12 protein-coding genes are annotated in these 18,158 nt (G+C 73.0%); 7 read left to right on the forward strand and 5 right to left on the reverse strand.

Annotated elements, in window-relative coordinates; genetic code table 11:
• Positions 1 to 339: 339 nt before the first annotated feature.
• On the reverse strand, positions 340 to 906 hold the full coding sequence (locus ABZ707_RS32315) for a MarR family transcriptional regulator (RefSeq protein WP_360182121.1): 567 nt from the start codon (positions 904 to 906) through the stop codon (positions 340 to 342).
• 181 nt (positions 907 to 1,087) lie between these two features.
• Between ABZ707_RS32315 and ABZ707_RS32320 the strand changes: the two genes are divergently transcribed.
• Complete coding sequence (locus ABZ707_RS32320) at positions 1,088 to 2,374, forward strand: MFS transporter (protein ID WP_360182181.1); 1,287 nt, start codon at positions 1,088 to 1,090, stop codon at positions 2,372 to 2,374.
• A 42-nt stretch (positions 2,375 to 2,416) separates the two neighbouring features.
• Here the strand turns inward: ABZ707_RS32320 and ABZ707_RS32325 are convergent, their stop codons facing one another.
• Positions 2,417 to 4,102, reverse strand: a complete 1,686-nt coding sequence (locus ABZ707_RS32325; protein WP_360182124.1) for an ATP-binding SpoIIE family protein phosphatase — start codon at positions 4,100 to 4,102, stop codon at positions 2,417 to 2,419.
• Between the two features lie 218 nt (positions 4,103 to 4,320).
• Positions 4,321 to 5,700, reverse strand: coding sequence for an NAD(P)/FAD-dependent oxidoreductase (locus ABZ707_RS32330; RefSeq protein WP_360182127.1), 1,380 nt, complete (start codon positions 5,698 to 5,700; stop codon positions 4,321 to 4,323).
• A 330-nt stretch (positions 5,701 to 6,030) separates the two neighbouring features.
• Between ABZ707_RS32330 and ABZ707_RS32335 the strand changes: the two genes are divergently transcribed.
• Both ABZ707_RS32335 and ABZ707_RS32340 read left to right on the forward strand, forming a co-directional pair.
• A complete protein-coding gene (locus tag ABZ707_RS32335; RefSeq protein ID WP_360182130.1) occupies positions 6,031 to 6,780 on the forward strand; it encodes a helix-turn-helix domain-containing protein in 750 nt (249 codons plus the stop codon).
• 672 nt (positions 6,781 to 7,452) lie between these two features.
• Entirely contained in the window at positions 7,453 to 9,495 is a 2,043-nt protein-coding gene (locus tag ABZ707_RS32340) for a sigma-70 family RNA polymerase sigma factor (protein WP_360182133.1), read from the forward strand.
• Positions 9,496 to 9,549: 54 nt separating this feature from the next.
• On the opposite strand, the gene ABZ707_RS32345 is transcribed toward ABZ707_RS32340, so the two are convergent.
• Positions 9,550 to 11,739 carry an asparagine synthase-related protein gene (locus ABZ707_RS32345; protein WP_360182136.1) on the reverse strand — a complete coding sequence of 730 codons (2,190 nt, stop codon included), beginning with the start codon at positions 11,737 to 11,739 and terminating at the stop codon, positions 9,550 to 9,552.
• Between the two features lie 572 nt (positions 11,740 to 12,311).
• Between ABZ707_RS32345 and ABZ707_RS32350 the strand changes: the two genes are divergently transcribed.
• From ABZ707_RS32350 to ABZ707_RS32365, 4 genes are all read left to right on the forward strand, one after another.
• Positions 12,312 to 13,778 carry an MFS transporter gene (locus ABZ707_RS32350; protein ID WP_360182139.1) on the forward strand — a complete coding sequence of 489 codons (1,467 nt, stop codon included), beginning with the start codon at positions 12,312 to 12,314 and terminating at the stop codon, positions 13,776 to 13,778.
• A 95-nt stretch (positions 13,779 to 13,873) separates the two neighbouring features.
• The gene (lhgO, locus tag ABZ707_RS32355; protein WP_360182142.1) at positions 13,874 to 15,091 is read left to right on the forward strand and encodes an L-2-hydroxyglutarate oxidase; all 1,218 of its coding nucleotides are present in this window, start codon (positions 13,874 to 13,876) and stop codon (positions 15,089 to 15,091) included.
• 105 nt (positions 15,092 to 15,196) lie between these two features.
• Positions 15,197 to 15,961 carry a tRNA (guanosine(46)-N7)-methyltransferase TrmB gene (gene trmB / locus ABZ707_RS32360; protein WP_360182184.1) on the forward strand — a complete coding sequence of 255 codons (765 nt, stop codon included), beginning with the start codon at positions 15,197 to 15,199 and terminating at the stop codon, positions 15,959 to 15,961.
• Between the two features lie 124 nt (positions 15,962 to 16,085).
• Positions 16,086 to 17,426, forward strand: coding sequence for a PrsW family intramembrane metalloprotease (locus ABZ707_RS32365; protein ID WP_360182145.1), 1,341 nt, complete (start codon positions 16,086 to 16,088; stop codon positions 17,424 to 17,426).
• Between the two features lie 107 nt (positions 17,427 to 17,533).
• On the opposite strand, the gene ABZ707_RS32370 is transcribed toward ABZ707_RS32365, so the two are convergent.
• On the reverse strand, positions 17,534 to 18,121 hold the full coding sequence (locus tag ABZ707_RS32370; protein ID WP_360182148.1) for a Pycsar system effector family protein: 588 nt from the start codon (positions 18,119 to 18,121) through the stop codon (positions 17,534 to 17,536).
• Between the last annotated feature and the right edge of the window lie 37 nt (positions 18,122 to 18,158).

Here is an 18,158-nt window from a genome sequence, read left to right on the forward strand (position 1 = left end):
TTTCCCTTTCCAGCGATTCCGACTCTACCAGATCCTTTCGGACCTGATTCCCAGTCAGCGGGCCTGTCTTCCCGGCCACTCGGGCCGTTCCGACGTCCAAACTCTAGCGGATTTCGCAGGCGGCTCATAATCGAGCCTTCGAAATGAATTTCGGCATGCGAAATTCATCCCGACTGGGAGATCGTGCTGAGTTTGGGTGTCGCTTCTGCGACAGGAGTGGCTGCCCCGGAACCGTCCGGTCCCGTGACAACTCGGAGAACCTTACGGATCGACTCGCGGCATGTCAAGCACCCGCCGGGTCTCACCCGGCGAGACCCGGCGAGACCCGGCGGGGACCCGCTAATCCAGGTCGGTGAGCCGTCCACCGGCGTCCGGCTGGGCGTGTTCGACGCGACGCAGGAGGCGGATCAGCATCTCGCCGAGCACCCCGCGTTCCTCTCCGGTGAGGTCCTGGAGGAGTTCCTCCTCGAAGGCGGAAGCCATGCGCATCGCCTCCAGCCACTTCGTACGGCCTTCGTCCGTCAGCTCCACGATCACGCGGACCCGGTTGTTCTCGTCCCGGTCGCGCGTGACCAGGCCCTCGCCCGCCATGCGGTCGATGCGGTGGGTCATGGCGGCCGGGGTGAGTCCGAGCCGCTTGGCCAGTTCGCCGGGACCGAGGCGGTAAGGGGCTCCCGAGACCACGAGCGTCTTGAGGACCTCCCACTCGGCATTGCTGATGCCGAGGTCGGAGACCTGCCGGCCGTAGGCGACGTTCATACGCCGGTTCAGCCTGCCGAGCGCCGAGACGACCTTCTCGACCTGGGGGTCGAGGTCACGGAACTCGCGCTGGTACGCCGCGATCTGCTCGTCGAGGCTCGGCTCCTGGAGACCCGGCGGGCCAGGTTTCGCGGGGGTGTCGGACATCGGGGCAGTATCGCACGCAACCCTCCTGGCGTTGAAGACCTTCGATGTGTATTGTTGAGATCCTTACTTTATCTTCGAAGTCTTCAGGCTTGAGTCTTCTGGCTTGTCGATCTGTTGATCTGTCGTTTTTTACCTTTTCGGGCTTTTGATCTCTTGCAGGCAGGTGAGTGTGACCAGGGCGATGGGCGCCGCGATGCGCCGGATCCAGGCAGGGAACGCGCTGAGCGCGTTCGGGCTGGGATTCACGGTTCCGTATCTCTATGTGTACGTGGCTCAGGTACGGGACCTGGGAGCGAGTACGGCCGGTGCCGTGCTGGCCGTCTTCGCCCTGGCCGCACTGGTCGTACTGCCGTTCACCGGCCGGGTCGTCGACCGGCGCGGCCCGCTGCCGGTGCTGGTGGCGGGCGCGGTGCTGGCGGCCGTGGGCGCGGCGGGCATGGGGCTGGCGGAGACCGTCGCCACGGCCGTGGTCTCCGCCGCGCTGCTGGGCGCGGGGACGGCTGTCATGCAGCCAGCGCTGGCCACGATGATCGTCTGGTGCTCCGCACCGGCCACCCGGACCCGGGCGTTCGCGACGCAGTTCTTTCTGGCGAACCTCGGGCTCGGCATCGGCGGACTGCTCGGCGGACAGATCGTCGACGAGAGCCGTCCCGCCAGTTTCACTCTGCTGTTCTTCATCGAGGCCCTGATGTTCCTCGTGCTGGCGGCGATGACGGCTACGGTCCGGCTGCCTCGGCCGGCCTCTCCCGTCGGCGCTCCCGGCGAGGGCGGCGGCCGGGGCGGGCTCCGGGCGCTGCTCGGACATCGGGCCATGGTGCGGTTGTCCGTGCTGGGCTTTGTGGTGTTCTTCGCCTGCTACGGGCAGTTCGAGTCGGGGCTCGCCGCGTATGGCACCGAGTCCGCGGGGATCGACCCGTCCGCGCTCGGGATCGCGCTGGCGGCCAATACGGCGGTGATCGTGGTCGCTCAGTTCGTGGTGCTGCGGCTGGTCGAGCGGCGGCGGCGCAGCCGTGTGATCGCGGCGGTCGGGCTGATCTGGGCGGCGGCGTGGATCATCGCCGGGTACGCCGGGCTGGGGCACGGCGGTCAGACGATGGCGACGGCCGCGTTCATCTCCACCTACGCGCTGTTCGGACTGGGCGAGTCGATGCTGTCGCCCACCGTGGCACCGCTGGTCGCCGATCTGGCGCCGGTGTCGATGGTCGGCCAGTACAACTCCGCGTTCGCCCTGGTCAAGCAACTCGCGCTGGCGGTCGGGCCGGCGGTGGGCGGGCCGATGGGGGCCGCGCTGCCCGGTCCGTACATCGTGACGTTCGTGCTGTTCTCGCTGGGCATCACCGTGCTGGCGCTGCGGCTGGGCAGGGGGCTGACGCCCGTTCAGGACCGGCCCTCGCTCGTGTCGGGATCCAGGGTGGTCGCCCAGCATCTGCCGGAGACGGCCGTACCGGTGTGCGAGCCGGCTCGCTGACGGGGAGTCCTCGCTGACCGGGGGTCGGCGACCGGTACGCGCTCACTGGGGCAGTGCGAACTCGCACCAGACGGCCTTGCCGCCGCCCGGTGTGCGGCGCGACCCCCAGGACGAGGCGATGGTCGCGATGATCGAGATCCCGCGGCCCGCCTCGTCCGCCGGTTCGGCGCGGCGGCGGCGCGGCAGATGGTCGTCGCCGTCCGTCACCTCGATGATCAGACGGCGGTCGGTGCGGCGGAGTCTGAGGCGCATGGGCGGGGTGCCGTGCTGGAGGGAGTTCGCGACGAGTTCGCTGGTGGCGAGCACGCCCAGGTCGCGCAGCTCGACCGGGAACCGCCAGGACGCCAGGACACCGGTGGCGAAGGCCCGGGCGCGCGGCGCGGCCTCGACACCGCCGAGCAGATCGAGCGCGGCGTTGTGGAACAGCTCCGCGTCCGGTCCCGTGCGGGAGGGGTACTGCATGACGAGCACCGCGACATCGTCGTCATGGTCCGCGGTGATGCCCAGCGAGCGGATCAGCCGGTCGCAGATGACCTGCGGCGAGCCGTTCGCGCCGGAGAGGGCCCGCTCCAGCGAGGCGACACCCTCATCGATGTCCTCTCCCCGGCGTTCGACCAAGCCGTCGGTGTAGAGGACGGCGGTGGAACCGGGCGGGAGAGAGATCGAACCCGAGGTGTGGATCCAGCCGCCGGTGCCGAGCGGCGGACCCGTCGGGTCCTCGGCGCGCCGGACCGTGCCGTCCTCGGCGCGGACCAGGATCGGCAGATGGCCGGCCGAGGCATAGACGAGCCGGCCCTCGTTGGGGTCGTGGACGGCGTAGACGCAGGTCGCGATCTGGCTGGCGTCGATCTCGGCGGCGAGACCGTCGAGGAGCTGGAGCACTTCGTGGGGCGGCAGATCGAGCCGGGCGTAGGCGCGGACGGCGGTACGGAGCTGGCCCATCACCGCGGCCGCGCGAACGCCCCGGCCCATGACATCACCGATGACCAGCGCCGTACGCCCGGCGCCGAGCGTGATCACGTCGTACCAGTCGCCGCCGACCGCCGCGTCCGCGCCGCCCGGCTGGTACGTGGCGGCGACCCGCAGATCGTCGGGCTGTTCCAGTTCCTGCGGGAGCAGGGAGCGCTGGAGGGTGACGGCCGTCTGACGGTGCCTGCGCTCGCTGGTGCGCAGCCGTTCGGCCGCTTCGGCATGGTCGGTGACATCGGCGGCGAAGACGAGGACGCCGCCGGTGCCCTTGCAGTCGACGGGCGTGCAGGTGACCGTGTAGGAGCCCTCCGGGCCCTTGTCCCGGGCTGCCTCGGCAGGACCGCGGGCCCGGCCCTGCCCCCGGGGCTGGTGCTGGACCCTCGACCGGGCCTTTCGGGATTTGACGGTGCGTGACTTCCCGCTGCGCAGCACCTGGTCCAGCAGCGGGAACAGGCCGAGCTCGGCCAGCTCGGGGCAGCTCTCGGCCGCCGTGGCACCGGCCGGACGCGGACCGAACGCCGCGGCGTAGGCGTCGTTGACATACGCGACACGGTGCTCGGGCCCGTACACCAGAGCGACCAGAGCCGGCAGTTCGCCGAGGATCTCCCGTACGGAGAGGTCTTCGAGCGCCGGGACGTCCGTCACGGGATCGGGCTGCTTGTCGTACTCACCACGGGCCGCGGGCACCGAACCGCGGTCTGTCCGCGCGGCGCGGCGCTGTGTACCGGGGAGCCGGGCGCTCCAACGCGTGAAGTTCACGGATTCTCAGGCCTCATGGTGTCGTGTTGCTGTTCGTCTTGGCCGGGCTGGTCGGGCCTGGCGGCAGGTCGTCGGGGCCGGTTCGCGCCGAGCGGGCCGGATCACTCTGTGCAGATGTGAGCCCACCTATGGTCACACGTCCAGTGTGGCCGACCGTACTGACAAGGACATCGGCCGCGCTCGGTTCGTTGACGCCGGTGGCTCCCCGGAGGGCGCCGTCACGTGTCCTTGGGGCGTTCTCCCCCAGCGGCGAGTTCGAATTCGGCCCGCGGGTGCTCCAGCGAACCGAGGGAGACGATCTCCCTTTTGAAGAGTCCGGAAAGAGTCCATTCCGCGAGGACACGAGCCTTCCGGTTGACGGTGGGGATCCGGCTGAGGTGATACACGCGGTGCATCAGCCACGCCGGGTAGCCCTTGAGCTTACGGCCGTAGACGTGCGCCACGCCCTTGTGGAGGCCGAGCGACGCGACGGATCCCGCGTACGCGTGACGGTAGTCCCGGAGGGGTTCGCCCCGCAGGGAAGCGAGGATGTTCCCGGCGAGAACCCTGGCCTGGCGTACGGCGTGCTGGGCGTTGGGAGCGCACTCCTTGCCCGGTTCGCCGGCGGTCAGGTCCGGGACGGCGGCCGCGTCGCCGGCCGCCCAGGCGTGCTCGGCGCCGTCGACGGAGAGCTTGGCCGTGCACAGGAGACGGCCGCGTTCGTTGAGAGGCAAGTCGCTCGCGGCGAGGATCGGGTGCGGTTTGACCCCGGCTGTCCAGACGACGGTACGGGTGCGGAACCGGGCCCCGTCGCTCAGCACGGCCACGCGGTCCTCGCAGGACTCCAGCCGGGTGTCGAGGCGTACGTCGATATTGCGGGCGCGCAGCTCGCGGACGGCGTACTTGCCCATCTCCTCGCCGACTTCGGGCAGGATCCGGCCGGTGGCCTCGACCAGGATCCACTTGAGGTCGTCGGCCTTGATGTTGTGGTAGTACCGGGAGGCGTAGCGGGCCATGTCCTCCAGCTCCGCGAGCGCCTCGACGCCCGCGTAGCCGCCGCCGACGAAGACGAAGGTCAGGGCGGCCTGGCGGATGGCGGGGTCGCGGGTGGAGGAGGCGATGTCCATCTGCTCGATGACATGGTTGCGCAGGCCGATGGCCTCTTCGACGCTCTTGAAGCCGATGCCGTGGTCCGCCAGGCCGGGGACGGGAAGGGTGCGGGAGACGGAGCCCGGGGCCAGGACGAGTTCGTCGTAGGTGATGTCGACGGTGCCCGTGCCCTCCTCCTCGGAGGCGAGGGTCTTCAGGGTGGCGGTCCGCTTGGCGTGGTCGATGGAGGTGGCCTCGCCGACGACGATCTTGCATTTCTCCAGCACGCGGCGGAGCGGGACGACGACATGGCGGGGCGAGATGTTCCCGGCGGCCGCCTCCGGCAGGAACGGCTGATAGGTCATGTACGGGTCGGGCGACACCACGACGATCTCGGCCTCGCCTCTCTTCAGCTTTCGCTGGAGGTGCAGCGCGGTGTACATGCCGACGTAGCCACCGCCGACGACGAGAATGCGCGCACTGGGCGTGGGTGCGGGGGTCGACCCCCGGGAGATCTCAGCCATCACCATCCCATGACGCAACGCGCTCAGGTGTTTGTCCACAGCCCCGGCAAATTGTGTGACCGGAGGCCGTCAGCGGAACCGGGCGGGCAAAAGCACGAGGATTGGCGAAGGCTCGCAGGTCAGCGCGGGAGCGGCGAACGGTGGGAGATGGATGAATCAGGCATCTTCCGGTCCTTGCTCCGATCGGGGGGCGCTCCGTGCGGAACTACCTCTTCTGAATTGACCCGGGCTCAACTATGTTCATAGCTCGTCGGAGCGCCGGCCGTGACCGGTCCGCGCGCCCGGCTGTCACGGCGGGGAGTCTCCGGGGGGAGACATCATTACCGGGGGAACGCTATGCATATTCAGGATTCGCATTGGCAGACCGCTGTCGTCTCGGACGGCGGCGGACGGGCGGGGGCCGGCGGCGGCAGCCGATCGACACCGCTTCGAGTGGACGCACAGCGCAATCTGGAACATGTACTGCGGGCGGCTCGCGAGGTGTTCGGCGAGCTGGGGTACGGGGCGCCGATGGAGGATGTGGCCCGGCGGGCCCGTGTCGGCGTCGGAACGGTCTACCGGCGGTTCCCGAGCAAGGACGTCCTGGTGCGGCGGATAGCCGAGGAGGAGACTTCCCGGCTGACCGACCAGGCGCGTACGGCGCTTGGTCAGGAGGACGAGCCGTGGTCGGCGCTCTCCCGCTTCCTGCGCACGTCGGTGGCGTCGGGCGCGGGGCGGCTGCTGCCGCCGCAGGTGCTGCGGGTGAGTGTGGACATCGACGATCCGTCGGTGGTGCTGGGCGGGCCCGGCGGGGCGCGGGTGCCACAGCAGCGGGCGACCGGGTCCGGCGATCTGCGGGTGGTCGGGCAGGAGCCGACGGCGGACGAGCTGGACGACCCGGGTGCGGCCGAACTCCTGGAGTTCGTCGGCCAGTTGGTGGAGCGGGCCCGGGAGGCCGGGGAGTTGCGCGTCGATGTGACCGTGGCCGATGTCCTGCTGGTGATAGCCACGGCCGCGCCCTCACTGCCGGACGCGGCGCAGCAGGCGGCGGCTTCGGCGCGGCTGCTGGACATCCTGCTGGAGGGATTGCGGCCTCGGTCCGTGTGAGGTGTCAAGGGACCGGCCCGTCCGGACCTCATCGAACTGGCGCTCCAGCGGCAATCCTTGATCCTTCCCCGAAAGAGTGAAGGTTACTGCTCCGATCCGGGAAACCTCCCCGGATGAGTGGTTGCCCGGCTCGAAGACCCGGGCGGATCGTCGCACTGTGGGACGCTGGCCTGGTGTTCGGGTCAAAGGGTGCGTACGGGGGCTTCCGCGATGAGCGGTGACGGGCGGGACGAGCCACTCGGTGGCGGCGGTGCCGACGGCGGTACGGAGCCCGGGCCGCCGTCCCGGCAGGTGCCCAGCCAGGGCGGTCCCAAAGTACCGCCGGGGCCGGGGGCTCCCAGCCCCGATACCGGGCCCGGCGTTCCGGGACCCGGCGTTCACGATTCGGGTGTTCCCGGGCCGAGTGGCGCCGAGCCGAGCGGTCCGGAGCCAAGTAGTCCCGGGCAGGGCATTCCCGGGCAGGGCATTCCTGGCCGGGGCGGGCCCGGTGGTTCCGGGCCGGGCTGGTCAGGTGGCCCGGGCGGGCGTGAGGGTTCTCCTGGTCCCGGCGGTCCCCGTGGTCCCGCTGGTCCCGGGCCGGGCGGCGTCCCCGGCCAGAGCGGGCCCGGTGGTTCCGGCAGGCCCGGCGGACTCGGCCGGGGCGCCGGTCCGGTCGGCCCTGTGGGGCCGGTCGTGCCACGCCCGGCGAGCGGCACGGGCGGGCCGGTCGGCGGAGCGGGTGCCGCCGGCGAGGCGGACGGGGGCGTGCCGCCGCAGCGCGACGGCCCCGGCGAGCCGCCGGTGAGCCGGACACCGCCGTCCGGCCCGCAGAAGGCCGCAGCGCGCCCGGCCCGGCCGGCGGGGCGCGAGACACCCTCGTCCCCCCTGCCACCGTCCGACGCCGAACTGATCCAGCGCATGCGGGAGGGAGACGACAGCGCGTACGAGGAGCTTTTCCGCAGGCACTCGGACTCGGTGCGCCGCTACGCCCGTACCTGCTGCCGCGACGCGCACACCGCGGACGACCTGACGGCCGAGGTGTTCGCCCGCACACTGCAGGCCGTGCGCGGTGGGGCCGGACCTGAGCATGCGGTGCGGGCCTATCTGCTGACGACCGTACGGCGGGTCGCGGCGTCCTGGACGAGATCCGCCAAGCGTGAGCAACTGGTCGAGGACTTCGCGGTGTTCGCGGAGCAGGCCGCCCGCTCCTCCGAGGTCTCGGACATCGACACCCTCGACCTGGGCGCGGACGTCAGGGCGATGCACGAGGCCGAACGGTCCATGGCCATGCGGGCGTTCCGCAGTCTGCCCGAGCGCTGGCAGGCGGTGCTCTGGCACACCACGGTCGAGGAGGAGTCGCCGAGCGAGGTCGCGCCGCTCTTCGGGCTGACCGCCAATGCCACGGCGGTACTGGCCGGCCGGGCGCGGGAGGGGCTCAAGCAGGCTTATCTGCAGGCCCATGTGAGCTCCGCGCTCACCTCGGACGGCGATTGCGCCCGGTACGCCGACCGGCTCGGCGCGTATGCCCGCGGCGGGCTGCGGACCCGGGCGGAGCGCGGGCTCCGCAAGCACCTGGCGGAGTGCGCCAAGTGTCGCCTCGCCGTGGGTGAGTTGGAGCTGGTCAACGCCGGGATCCCGGGACTCGTCCCGGTCGCGGTCATCGGCTGGTTCGGCGCGGGCTATTCGCTCAAGGCGGCCGGGGTCGTGGCGGGCGGCGTCGCCGGAGCGGCGGGCGCGGGCGTCGCCGGCGGTGCCTCCGCGGCGAGCGGTGCGTCCGCCGGAAGCGCTCCCGCCGCCGGCGCTGCTCCCGTCGGCGGCGCATCAGGCAGTGCGTCCGGCGGTGCGTCCGGCAGCGCATCCGGCAGCGCGGCCGGCGGCGGTTCCGGCGGTACGGCCGGCGGGGTCGTGTCCGGGGGGATCGCCGCGCCGGTGAAGGCCGGGGTGGCCGGGCTGGTGGCCGTCGCCACGGCCACCGGACTGGTGTGGGCGCTGGCGGGCGACCCGCCGCCGGCACCGGGACCGCAGGCCAAACCGCCGGTCGCACAGCCCGTCGTACCACGGGTCCCTGAGCCTGCGCCCGAGCCTCCGCGACCGCGCGCCCCCCAGCCTGCGGTGTCTCCGGCGAAAGCCACACCCCGCCCCGGCCGCACGCCGGTTCCGGCACCCGCCCCGAGCGCCGAGCAGCGGCCGGCGCCGACTCCCGCCGAGCCTTCGGCGCCTCCCGTCCCGGGGCCGGTTCCCCGCCCCGAGCCGTCACCTCCGCAGTCACCCCCACCGTCCCCGGCGCCGCCCCGGCCCGCGCCGGTCGACTATCGGGTGAACCAGTTGGCGTACGGGGTCCTCGGCGACGGCTCCGCGCCCGAGGTACGGCTCGCGGGAAGCGGCTGGCTCTGGCGGCGTTGGGGCATGTCGATCGACGGCACCCGCTATGGACACGGGGTCACGATGCACGCCCCGTCCTCGGTCACCATCGATCTCAACCGGCGCTGCTCCACCTACGAGGCCCTGGTGGGGGTGGACGATCTGACGCCGGGTCGCGGCGCCGTGCGGTTCTCCGTGCACGGCGACGGAGGCCGGCTGTGGCGCTCGCCCGTACTGCGCGGCGGTGAGAAGGCCCTTCCCGTGGAGGTGGGGATCGCGGGACAGCGCTCCGTCCGGCTGGTCGTCGAGCCGCAGACGCCGTTCGGCATGACCGCGCTCGCCGACTGGGCGGAGTCCCGGATCCGCTGCCGCTGAGGCCCGGGCGAGTTCCGCCGCGCGCCGTCCCGTTACTGGCGCGGCGCCGGCCGCTTACTGGTGCAGCGTCGGCCGCGGGATCACGCCGCCCGCCACCGCCCGCTGCCTCGGCGCGGCCGTGCCCGTCCAGCAGGTGCCGCGCCGCGAGAGCAGGCGCCGCAGCCACAGCTCGGTGGAGACCAGATCCGCGAGACCGTCCAGCGGCACCGGCTCCCCCTCGGCCGCCGCCCGCAGGGCCTTGCGTACGACACGCGCCTCCACCAGACCGGCGTCGGCCAGCAGCGGAGCGTCGAAGAGGCTTATCAACTCGCCGACCGCCGTGCGCAGTCCGGCGCGGGTGGCGGCGGCCGAGCCGGCCCGGGAGGTCGCGCCCCAGCCCGGCGGCAGATCGTGGATCCCGGTCCCGGCGAGGACGGTACGGAGCACCTCGGCCCGTGCGCCCGGCTGCACCCGCAGCGCCTCGGGCAGGTCCCGGCAGGCCCGTACCACCTGGTTGTCCAGGAACGGGGCGTGCAGCCGCTGGCTGCGGATCTCGGCGGCCTGTTCGAAGACGCGGTGGTCCGCCGCGTAGCGCGCGAGAGCGGCGCGGGCACGGGCCTCGCCCGGCCGCTGGACGGAGGTGGGCCGGATCGCCGCCGCCGTCAGCCGAACCGATACTTCAGCGAGCGCCTCGCCCGTGAGCCAGCGGGCGGCGGGGCCGGGCCGGGACCAGGTGAGCGCGGCCAGTGAGGCGCCCAGCGGGCCGTCCGAGGCCGGTGAGCGCACCGCGCGGTTGGCCCCGGGAAGGCGGGCGGCAGCCTCTTCGAGGCCGGTGCGGTACGGCGTACGGGCCAGCCGTCGGGCGGCCCGGTAGACCGTCAGCGGCACCAACACCGAGGCCGGTGCGAGCCCTTCGGCCCTGGCCAGCGCGGTGACCGGATGCAGGAGATGGCGGCGGCGCCGGTCGAGCAGCAGATCGGCCAGGCGCGCCGGATGGGCGTCGAGCACCTCGCGGGCGCCGGCTCCGGTGAAGTGGTCGGCGCTGCCCGCGGCGAGCCTGCGGCGGTGGCGTTCCGCCGTGACGAGCGAAGGGCCCGGCTCGTCGGTGAGCGGCCCCTCCAGCTCGGCGTACGGCAGGGCCTCCTCGCCCGCGGCCACGACGACATGGTGCAGCCGGGGGTTGGCGGCGATGACGCGGGCGCGTTCGAGTTCGGCCTCGTCCCGGCCGCCCGCCGTCAGGTCGTTGAAGGTGACGGCGAGCAGCCGCTCCCCCGCGCCGGTGCCGTGTCCGAGGATGGTGCCCGGCGCTCCCGGCAGCCCGGCGGCGAGCAGCGCGAGTGTCCCGGACGCGCTGCCGCCGGAGAGGTCCGCGCCGATGCCCGGGACCGGTGCGCCTCGGGCGGCGCGCCGTTCCGCCGGTCCCATCCCGGGGACGGGACCCGGGTCGGGCGGCAGGGTCTCCGGTGCGTGGCGCGGGGCCAGGAGGCGCGCGCGTACGGCTTCGACGAGCGCCTCCCGTACGCCCTCGACGGCGCGTTCCGGGTCGCGCTGGGGCCCGGCGACGGCGAGGGAGGCGACCTGTTCGTATCCGGTGATCTCGCGCGAGCCCTCGCGCAGGACCAGGGCGTGGCCCGGCGGGATGCGCTTGACCCCGTCGTACGGGGTGGAGTCGCGCAGCGCCTCGGGGCTCTCGGGGCAGGCGAGAAGCGCGGCGAGATAGCCGATGTCGAGCTGCGCCTCGATGAGGTCGGCGAGCGGGAGGGCGGCGGTGGCGTAGGCGGTGCCGCCCGCCCAGGGCGTGTAGAAGACGGGTCTGGCACCGGCGAGATCGCCGACGACGGTGATTCGGCGGCCGATCTGTGCGACCGCCGTGTAGCTGCCGGGCCAGGCGGTGAGATGGCGCAGCGCGCCGCCCCGGGCGGCGAACAGGCCGACCCGCAGTTCCTCGTCGGTGGCGCCGCAGCAGCCGAGCACGGCGAGCCGGGTGAAGGGGTCGACGCTGACGACGCGGATCTCGTCGGACCGCCAGTCGCCCACCGCCCACAGCGGATCGGGGTCGCCCCAGAGGAGTTGGGAGCCGACGGGGTGCACGCTGCGGTTCTCGGATTCGTCGCCGGTCGCGCCGGCCCTGCCGACCGCGCCGGGCCTTCCGGCCGTACCGTTCCCTCCGGCCGTGCCGATCGTGCCGGCCCGGCCGGCCGGGCCGTTCCCTCCGGCCGTGCCGAAGCGCGCGGCGATACTGCTCCACCCCACCAACCAGCGCACGCCGCCTCCACAGCCTGTGGACAAGTTGAGCCTCAACTCAAGCCGAAGCCGTTCGGGAACATGCTGCCACGACAACGGCGCACAGGAGGGCCTACGGAAGCGCGGGTGCTGAGACGAATGCGCCCCTGGCATTGGCCAGATGGCGGAGAGAGGGCCCTCCGCGGACAGGCAGCATTCAGCCAATCTCCGGGCGCGGCACGGCACTTCGGCACCGGCACGCGTTCAGTCCGGGAGACGTCTCCCGCCTCCCGGACTGATCCACCGCCCGCGGGGATTGGGGCGGCGGGGTCCCCCAGCCCACTGGTTCCAGTACGCAGTGGGCCGACCCACGCAGCACTCATGGAAGCGCTCCCGCATGATCCGGGCCAAGAGCGCACGGCCGGGCGCACGGCCACACACCCGGAGCACGGCCCGCCGCTTGAGGACGTGTGCCGGGCCCGCGGCACGGGCAACAATCCGCCATACGGAAGTCCGCCCCTTAACGGTCAGGATGTGGCGAACTACGCTGGGTTTACGAATGCCGCGCGCCTATGCCGCGACGCGGCGGCCGTCTGTGTGTCGAGGGGTGGCTCATGTCCAGGGAGCAACGCGGGCCGAACGAAAAACTCGGAACCGTTCTCGCCCTCGCGGGAATCAGCAACGCCGGTCTCGCCCGGCGGGTCAACGACCTCGGGGCGCAGCGCGGCCTGACGCTTCGTTACGACAAGACCTCGGTGGCGCGGTGGGTCTCCAAGGGGATGGTCCCGCAGGGTGCGGCGCCCCATCTGATCGCCGCCGCCATCGGCGCCAAACTGGGGCGTCCCGTCCCCCTGCACGAGATAGGGCTGGCGGACGCGGATCCGGCCCCCGAGGTCGGGCTGGCCTTCCCGCGCGATGTGGGCGAGGCGGTGCGCGCCGCGACGGAGCTGTACCGGCTGGACCTGGCGGGCCGCCGGGCGGGCAGCGGCGGCATCTGGCAGTCGCTGGCCGGTTCTTTCGCAGTGAGCGCTTACGCGACGCCGGCCTCCCGCTGGCTGATAACGCCCGCCGACTCCTCGGTGGCCCGGGACGACGCGGTGGCGGAGGCGGCGCGCGGGGCGCAGGGCGGCCAGGGGCACGACGGCCCGGGTGAGGTGCCGCCGCTGCGGGTGGGCCACAGCGATGTGGCCAAGCTGCGGGAGGCGGCGTCGGACGCCCGGCGCTGGGACTCCAAGTACGGCGGCGGGGACTGGCGTTCCTCGATGGTGCCCGAGTGTCTGCGGGTGGACGCCGCGCCGCTGCTCCTCGGCGCGTACAGCGACGAGGTGGGACGGGGGCTCTTCGGCGCCACCGCCGAGCTGACCCGGCTGGCCGGCTGGATGGCCTTCGACACCGGACAGCAGGAGGCCGCGCAGCGGTACTACATCCAGGCGCTGCGGCTGGCGCGCGCGGCGGCCGACGTGCCGCTCGGCGGCTATGTGCTGGCCTCCATGTCGCTCCAGGCGACCTACCGCGGCTTCGCCGACGAGGGCGTGGATCTCGCCCAGGCGGCCCTGGAGCGCAATCGCGGTCTCGCCACCGCCCGCACGATGAGTTTCTTCCGGCTGGTGGAGGCACGCGCGCACGCGAAGGCGGGCGACGCGGTGGCGGCCGGGGCCGCGCTGAAGGCCGCCGAGGGATGGCTGGAGCGGTCGCGGGAGGGCGACGCCGATCCGTCGTGGCTGGGCTTCTACTCGTACGACCGGTTCGCGGCCGACGCCGCCGAGTGCTACCGGGACCTGAAGGCGCCCCGGCAGGTACGCCGCTTCACGGAGCAGGCGCTCTCCCGGCCGACGGAGGAGTTCGTACGCTCGCACGGGCTGCGGCTGGTGGTGAGCGCGGTCGCCGAGCTGGAGTCGGGCAATCTCGACGCGGCATGCGCGGCGGGCACCCGTGCGGTGGAGGTGGCGGGCCGGATCTCTTCGGCGCGGACGACGGAGTACGTACGGGATCTGCTGCACCGCCTGGAGCCGTACGGCGACGAGCCGCGGGTGGTGGAGCTGCGGGAGCGGGCGCGTCCGCTGCTGGTGTCGCCCGCCTGAGGCGGCTCGCGGCCGTCCCGTCCGCCCGCCGCGCGCCGGTGGTTTAAGCGCGTTGTCGGCGGGCCAGTGCACTATCGGGGTGGGAGGTGCGCGGGATGAGCGGACGCGTCGGATTCGACTGCGACGTGCTGGTGATCGGCGGCGGGATCGTCGGTCTGTCGACGGCGTACGCGATCACGCGCGCGGCTCCCCGCACCCGGATCGTGGTGCTGGAGAAGGAGCCGGGCCCGGGGCGCCATCAGACGGGCCACAACAGCGGGGTGATCCACAGCGGGATCTACTACCGCCCCGGCTCGCTCAAGGCGCGCTACGCGACGCGCGGCGCCGCCGAGTTGGTCACGTTCTGCGCGGAGTACGGCATCGCGCACGAGGTCACCGGCAAGCTGATCGTCGCGACGCGGCGGGACGAGCTGCCGCGGCTGCACGCCCTGGTCCAGCGGGGCCGGGAGAACGGCATTCCGGTGCGCGAGCTGGGTCCCGCGCAGATCACGGAGTACGAGCCGCAGGTGCGGGGCCTCGCGGCGATCCAGGTCGCCACGACCGGGGTGTGCGACTTCGCGGCGGTCGCGGAGCAGCTCGCCGAGTCGGCGGAGGCGGCGGGCGCGTGTGTGCGGTACGGCGCGGAGGTCACGGTCGTCGACCGCCGGGCCTGGGGCGTGGCGGTCCGTACGGCGTCCGGAGAGGTGGTCAGGGCGCGGGCCCTGGTGAACTGCGCGGGCCTGCAGTGCGACCGGGTGGCGCGGCTGGCGGGCGACGACCCGGGGATGCGGATCGTGCCCTTCCGGGGCGAGTACTACGAGCTGGCGAGGCCCGGTCTGGTACGCGGACTGGTCTATCCGGTGCCCGATCCGGCGTTCCCGTTCCTGGGGGTGCATCTGACCCGGGGCATCGACGGGAGTGTCCATGCCGGGCCGAACGCCGTCCCGGCGCTGGCCCGGGAGGGCTATGCGTGGTCGGTGGTGCGCCCGGCCGAGCTGGCCGGCACCCTCGGCTGGCCGGGCTCCTGGCGGACGGCGCGCCGGCACTGGCGGTACGGCGCGGGTGAGCTGCGCCGCTCCCTGTCGAAGCGCGCCTTCGCGACGGCGGTCCGGCGGCTGCTTCCGGCGGTCGCGGACACGGATCTGCGCCCGGCGGCCGCCGGTGTGCGCGCCCAGGCGGTCCTGCGCGACGGCACGCTGGCCGACGACTTCCTGATCCGGCGGGCCCCTCGCGCGGTCCATGTCCTGAACGCCCCGTCACCGGCGGCGACGGCCTCGCTGCCGATCGGCCGGGAGGTGGCGCGACGGGCGCTGGCGGTGCTGGCGGAGGGCTGACCGGGTGGCGCGACGGGCGCTGGCGGTGCTGGCGGAGGGCTGACCGGGTGGCGGCCGGCCGTCCGTAGAATCGGAGGCACTGTGGCCGAGCGCGAGAAGACCGAGATGACCGAGAACCGCACCATCAGCCGGATGTTCCCCGACGGGTCCGGTCCGGCGGCCGATCCCGCCGGATCGCATTTCGAGCGGCGCATCCGCAGCTTTCAGCCGCGCCGGAGCCGGGTGACCGCCGGGCAGGCCGATGTGCTGCGGCGGATGTGGGCCGACTGGGGTCTGGACATCGACGGGCAGCGCGTCCTCGATCCGGCCGAGCTGTTCGGCGGGCTTCCGGTCGTCCTGGAGATCGGTTTCGGGATGGGCGAGGCCACCGCGCGGATGGCCGCCGACGATCCCGCCACCGGGATCCTCGCCGTCGATGTGCACACGCCGGGCCAGGGCAATCTGCTCCGTATCGCGGAGCGCGAGGGCCTTTCCAACATCCGGGTGGCCAATGGCGACGCGATCATTCTGCTCCGGGAGATGCTGCCGCCCGAGTCGCTCGCGGGGCTGCGCGTCTACTTCCCCGATCCGTGGCCCAAGAAGCGGCACCACAAGCGGCGGCTGATCCAGCCGGAGTTCCTCACCCTGGCGGCGAGCCGGCTGAAGCCCGGGGCCGTGCTGCACTGCGCGACCGACTGGGTGCCGTACGCCGAGCAGATGCTGGCCGTGCTCACGGACCACCCCGGCTTCGAGAACACGCGGCCGGACGGCGGCTACGCGCCGCGGCCCGCGTTCCGCCCGCTGACCCGGTTCGAGGGCCAGGGGCTCGACAAGGGTCATGTGGTGCACGACCTGCTGTTCCGGCGCGCGGCGGACCTCCCGGCGCGATGACCCGGCGCGGCGCCCTGCGGCCCGGCGGGAGCCGCGCCGGCCGGTGAGGCAGCCGCCTCGGAGCGTCGGCGGCAGCGCCGGAATACCGTCGCCAGGTGTCAGTGCCCCTCGTTAGGGTCAGCGGGTGTCAGAACCGTCCCCGCAGCGCCACGGTCCGCGTCCGGCGATCCCCGACTACCAGCGGCAGGAACAGCTCGGCAGTCTGTGGACGGCCGTGCCGGAGCCCGCTCGCAGGCGCTACCGCCCGAGCGGTGCCTTCTGGCGCCACAGGGCGGTCAGGGCGGTGGCCGTGATCACGCTGCTCGCCCTCTGCGGTCTGCTGATCCTCGCGCTCGTCCGGGACCAGACGGGCACCCAGGGTTTTCTGGTCGGTCTCGGGCTCGCCGTGCTGCCCGTGCCGCTGCTCATGGCGGCGTTCCGCTGGCTGGACCGGGTCGAGCCGGGGCCCTGGCGGAATCTGCTGTTCTCCTTCGCCTGGGGTGCCTGCGCCGCCGCCCTGGTCGCGATCATCGCGAACTCCTTCGCGACCCGCTGGATAGCCACCGCCACCGCCGACCCGGCCGGCGCGGAGTCCCTCGGCGCCACGGTGATAGCCCCGGTCGTCGAGGAGAGCGCCAAGGCCGCGGCCGTCCTGCTGATCTTCCTCTTCCGCCGCCGGGACTTCACCGGGCTCGTCGACGGGGTCGTGATAGCGGGCTTCACCGCCACCGGTTTCGCCTTCACCGAGAACATCCTGTATCTCGGCAGCGCCTTCGGCGAGGACCAGTACAACGGCAGCTCCGGCCTCGCCTCCGTCACGGCCGCCACCTTCTTCGTACGGATCGTGCTGTCGCCGTTCGCGCATCCGCTGTTCACCGTGCTCACGGGCATCGGCTTCGGACTGGCGGCGACGGCCGGCCGCCGGCAGCGGCTGCGCCGGTTCGTCCTTCCGCCGCTCGGCCTGGCCCTGGCGATGGGCATGCACGCGCTGTGGAACGGCTCCTCGTCGGTCTTCGGCCCGTACGGCTTCTACGCGGTGTACGGGATCTTCATGGTCCCGGTCTTCGCCCTGCTGACCTGGCTGGTGATATGGAGCAGGCAGCGCGAGCTGCGCACGGTCTCGCTGGAGCTGCCCGCCTACGCCGCGGCCGGCTGGCTGACCCCGGCCGCGCCCCGGGCGCTCTCCTCCATGCGGGCGCGCAAAGTGGCACGCGACTTCGCGGCCCGTACCTACGGACCGAGGGCGGGCCGGGCGGTCGGTGAGTACGAGGCGTTCGCGACGTCCCTGGCGTTCCTGCGCCACCGGGCCCAGCGGGGCGTGGTCGGCCCGGACTTCACCGAGCGCGAGCGGGAGCTGCTGCACCACCTCTGGCAGCGCCGGGAGGTCGCCGGGCCCTCACTGACCTATGCGGCGCGGGCCACGGGCCGGGTCCGGGTGCCGCCGCCGCACATCGACTACGACGGCTACAACCCGTACCGCCAGTGACGCGGACCGCGCGCGTCGAACAGGCCGCGCGGCGCCGTCGCACGGACGAGGTCGGGCCTACGAGGTCGCGCAGACGAGGGATCCGGCTTCGCCAGGGTCCGGCCCCGTCAGAGCCGGGTGCCCAGGACGGCCCCGAGCAGCGTCAGAGCCAGAAAGGCCAGGCCCCAGACCATGCCCAGCCGGATGCACCGGTACTTGTACGCCACGGAGGTGGCGAGCACGGCGAACTGCCTGACGTCCCGTTCGACCGGATCGGTCCGGTCGAGTACGGCGCGGATCCGCGCGAGGGACATCGAGCCGTCGGCTATGTCGCCGAAGTAGTTGACCTGCGGCTGTCCGGCGTCCGCGGGATCCGGGGACGCGGCGGCCGGCGGGCCGCCCTCCCCGGCCGCGGCCGACGGCTTGATGCGCGGCAGCACGGCCGCGCCCAGCAGGACGAGGGAGACGGCCGCCGCGCCGCAGCCTGTCCAGAAGAAGAGCTGTCCCGCGACCCCGAACCGCAGCGGATCGACCACGCCGCCGCTCAACGCGCCGATCAGCGCGGCGACCGCGACGCCCAGCGAGGCCAGCAGCAGACTGGACTTCTGGTCGGCCTTCGCCAGCTCCTCGCGCGTCTCCATGAGCAAGGTCCGCGCCAGCGCGCCGCCGTTGCCGTGCCGAGCCGGTCCCGAATCCGGCGAAGAGGCTTCCGCCATGCTGTCCCCCGAGTGCTCTCCCCGACGTGCGTGCCAC

This window comes from Streptomyces sp. NPDC006923, assembly GCF_040635655.1.
Taxonomy (GTDB): domain Bacteria; phylum Actinomycetota; class Actinomycetes; order Streptomycetales; family Streptomycetaceae; genus Streptomyces.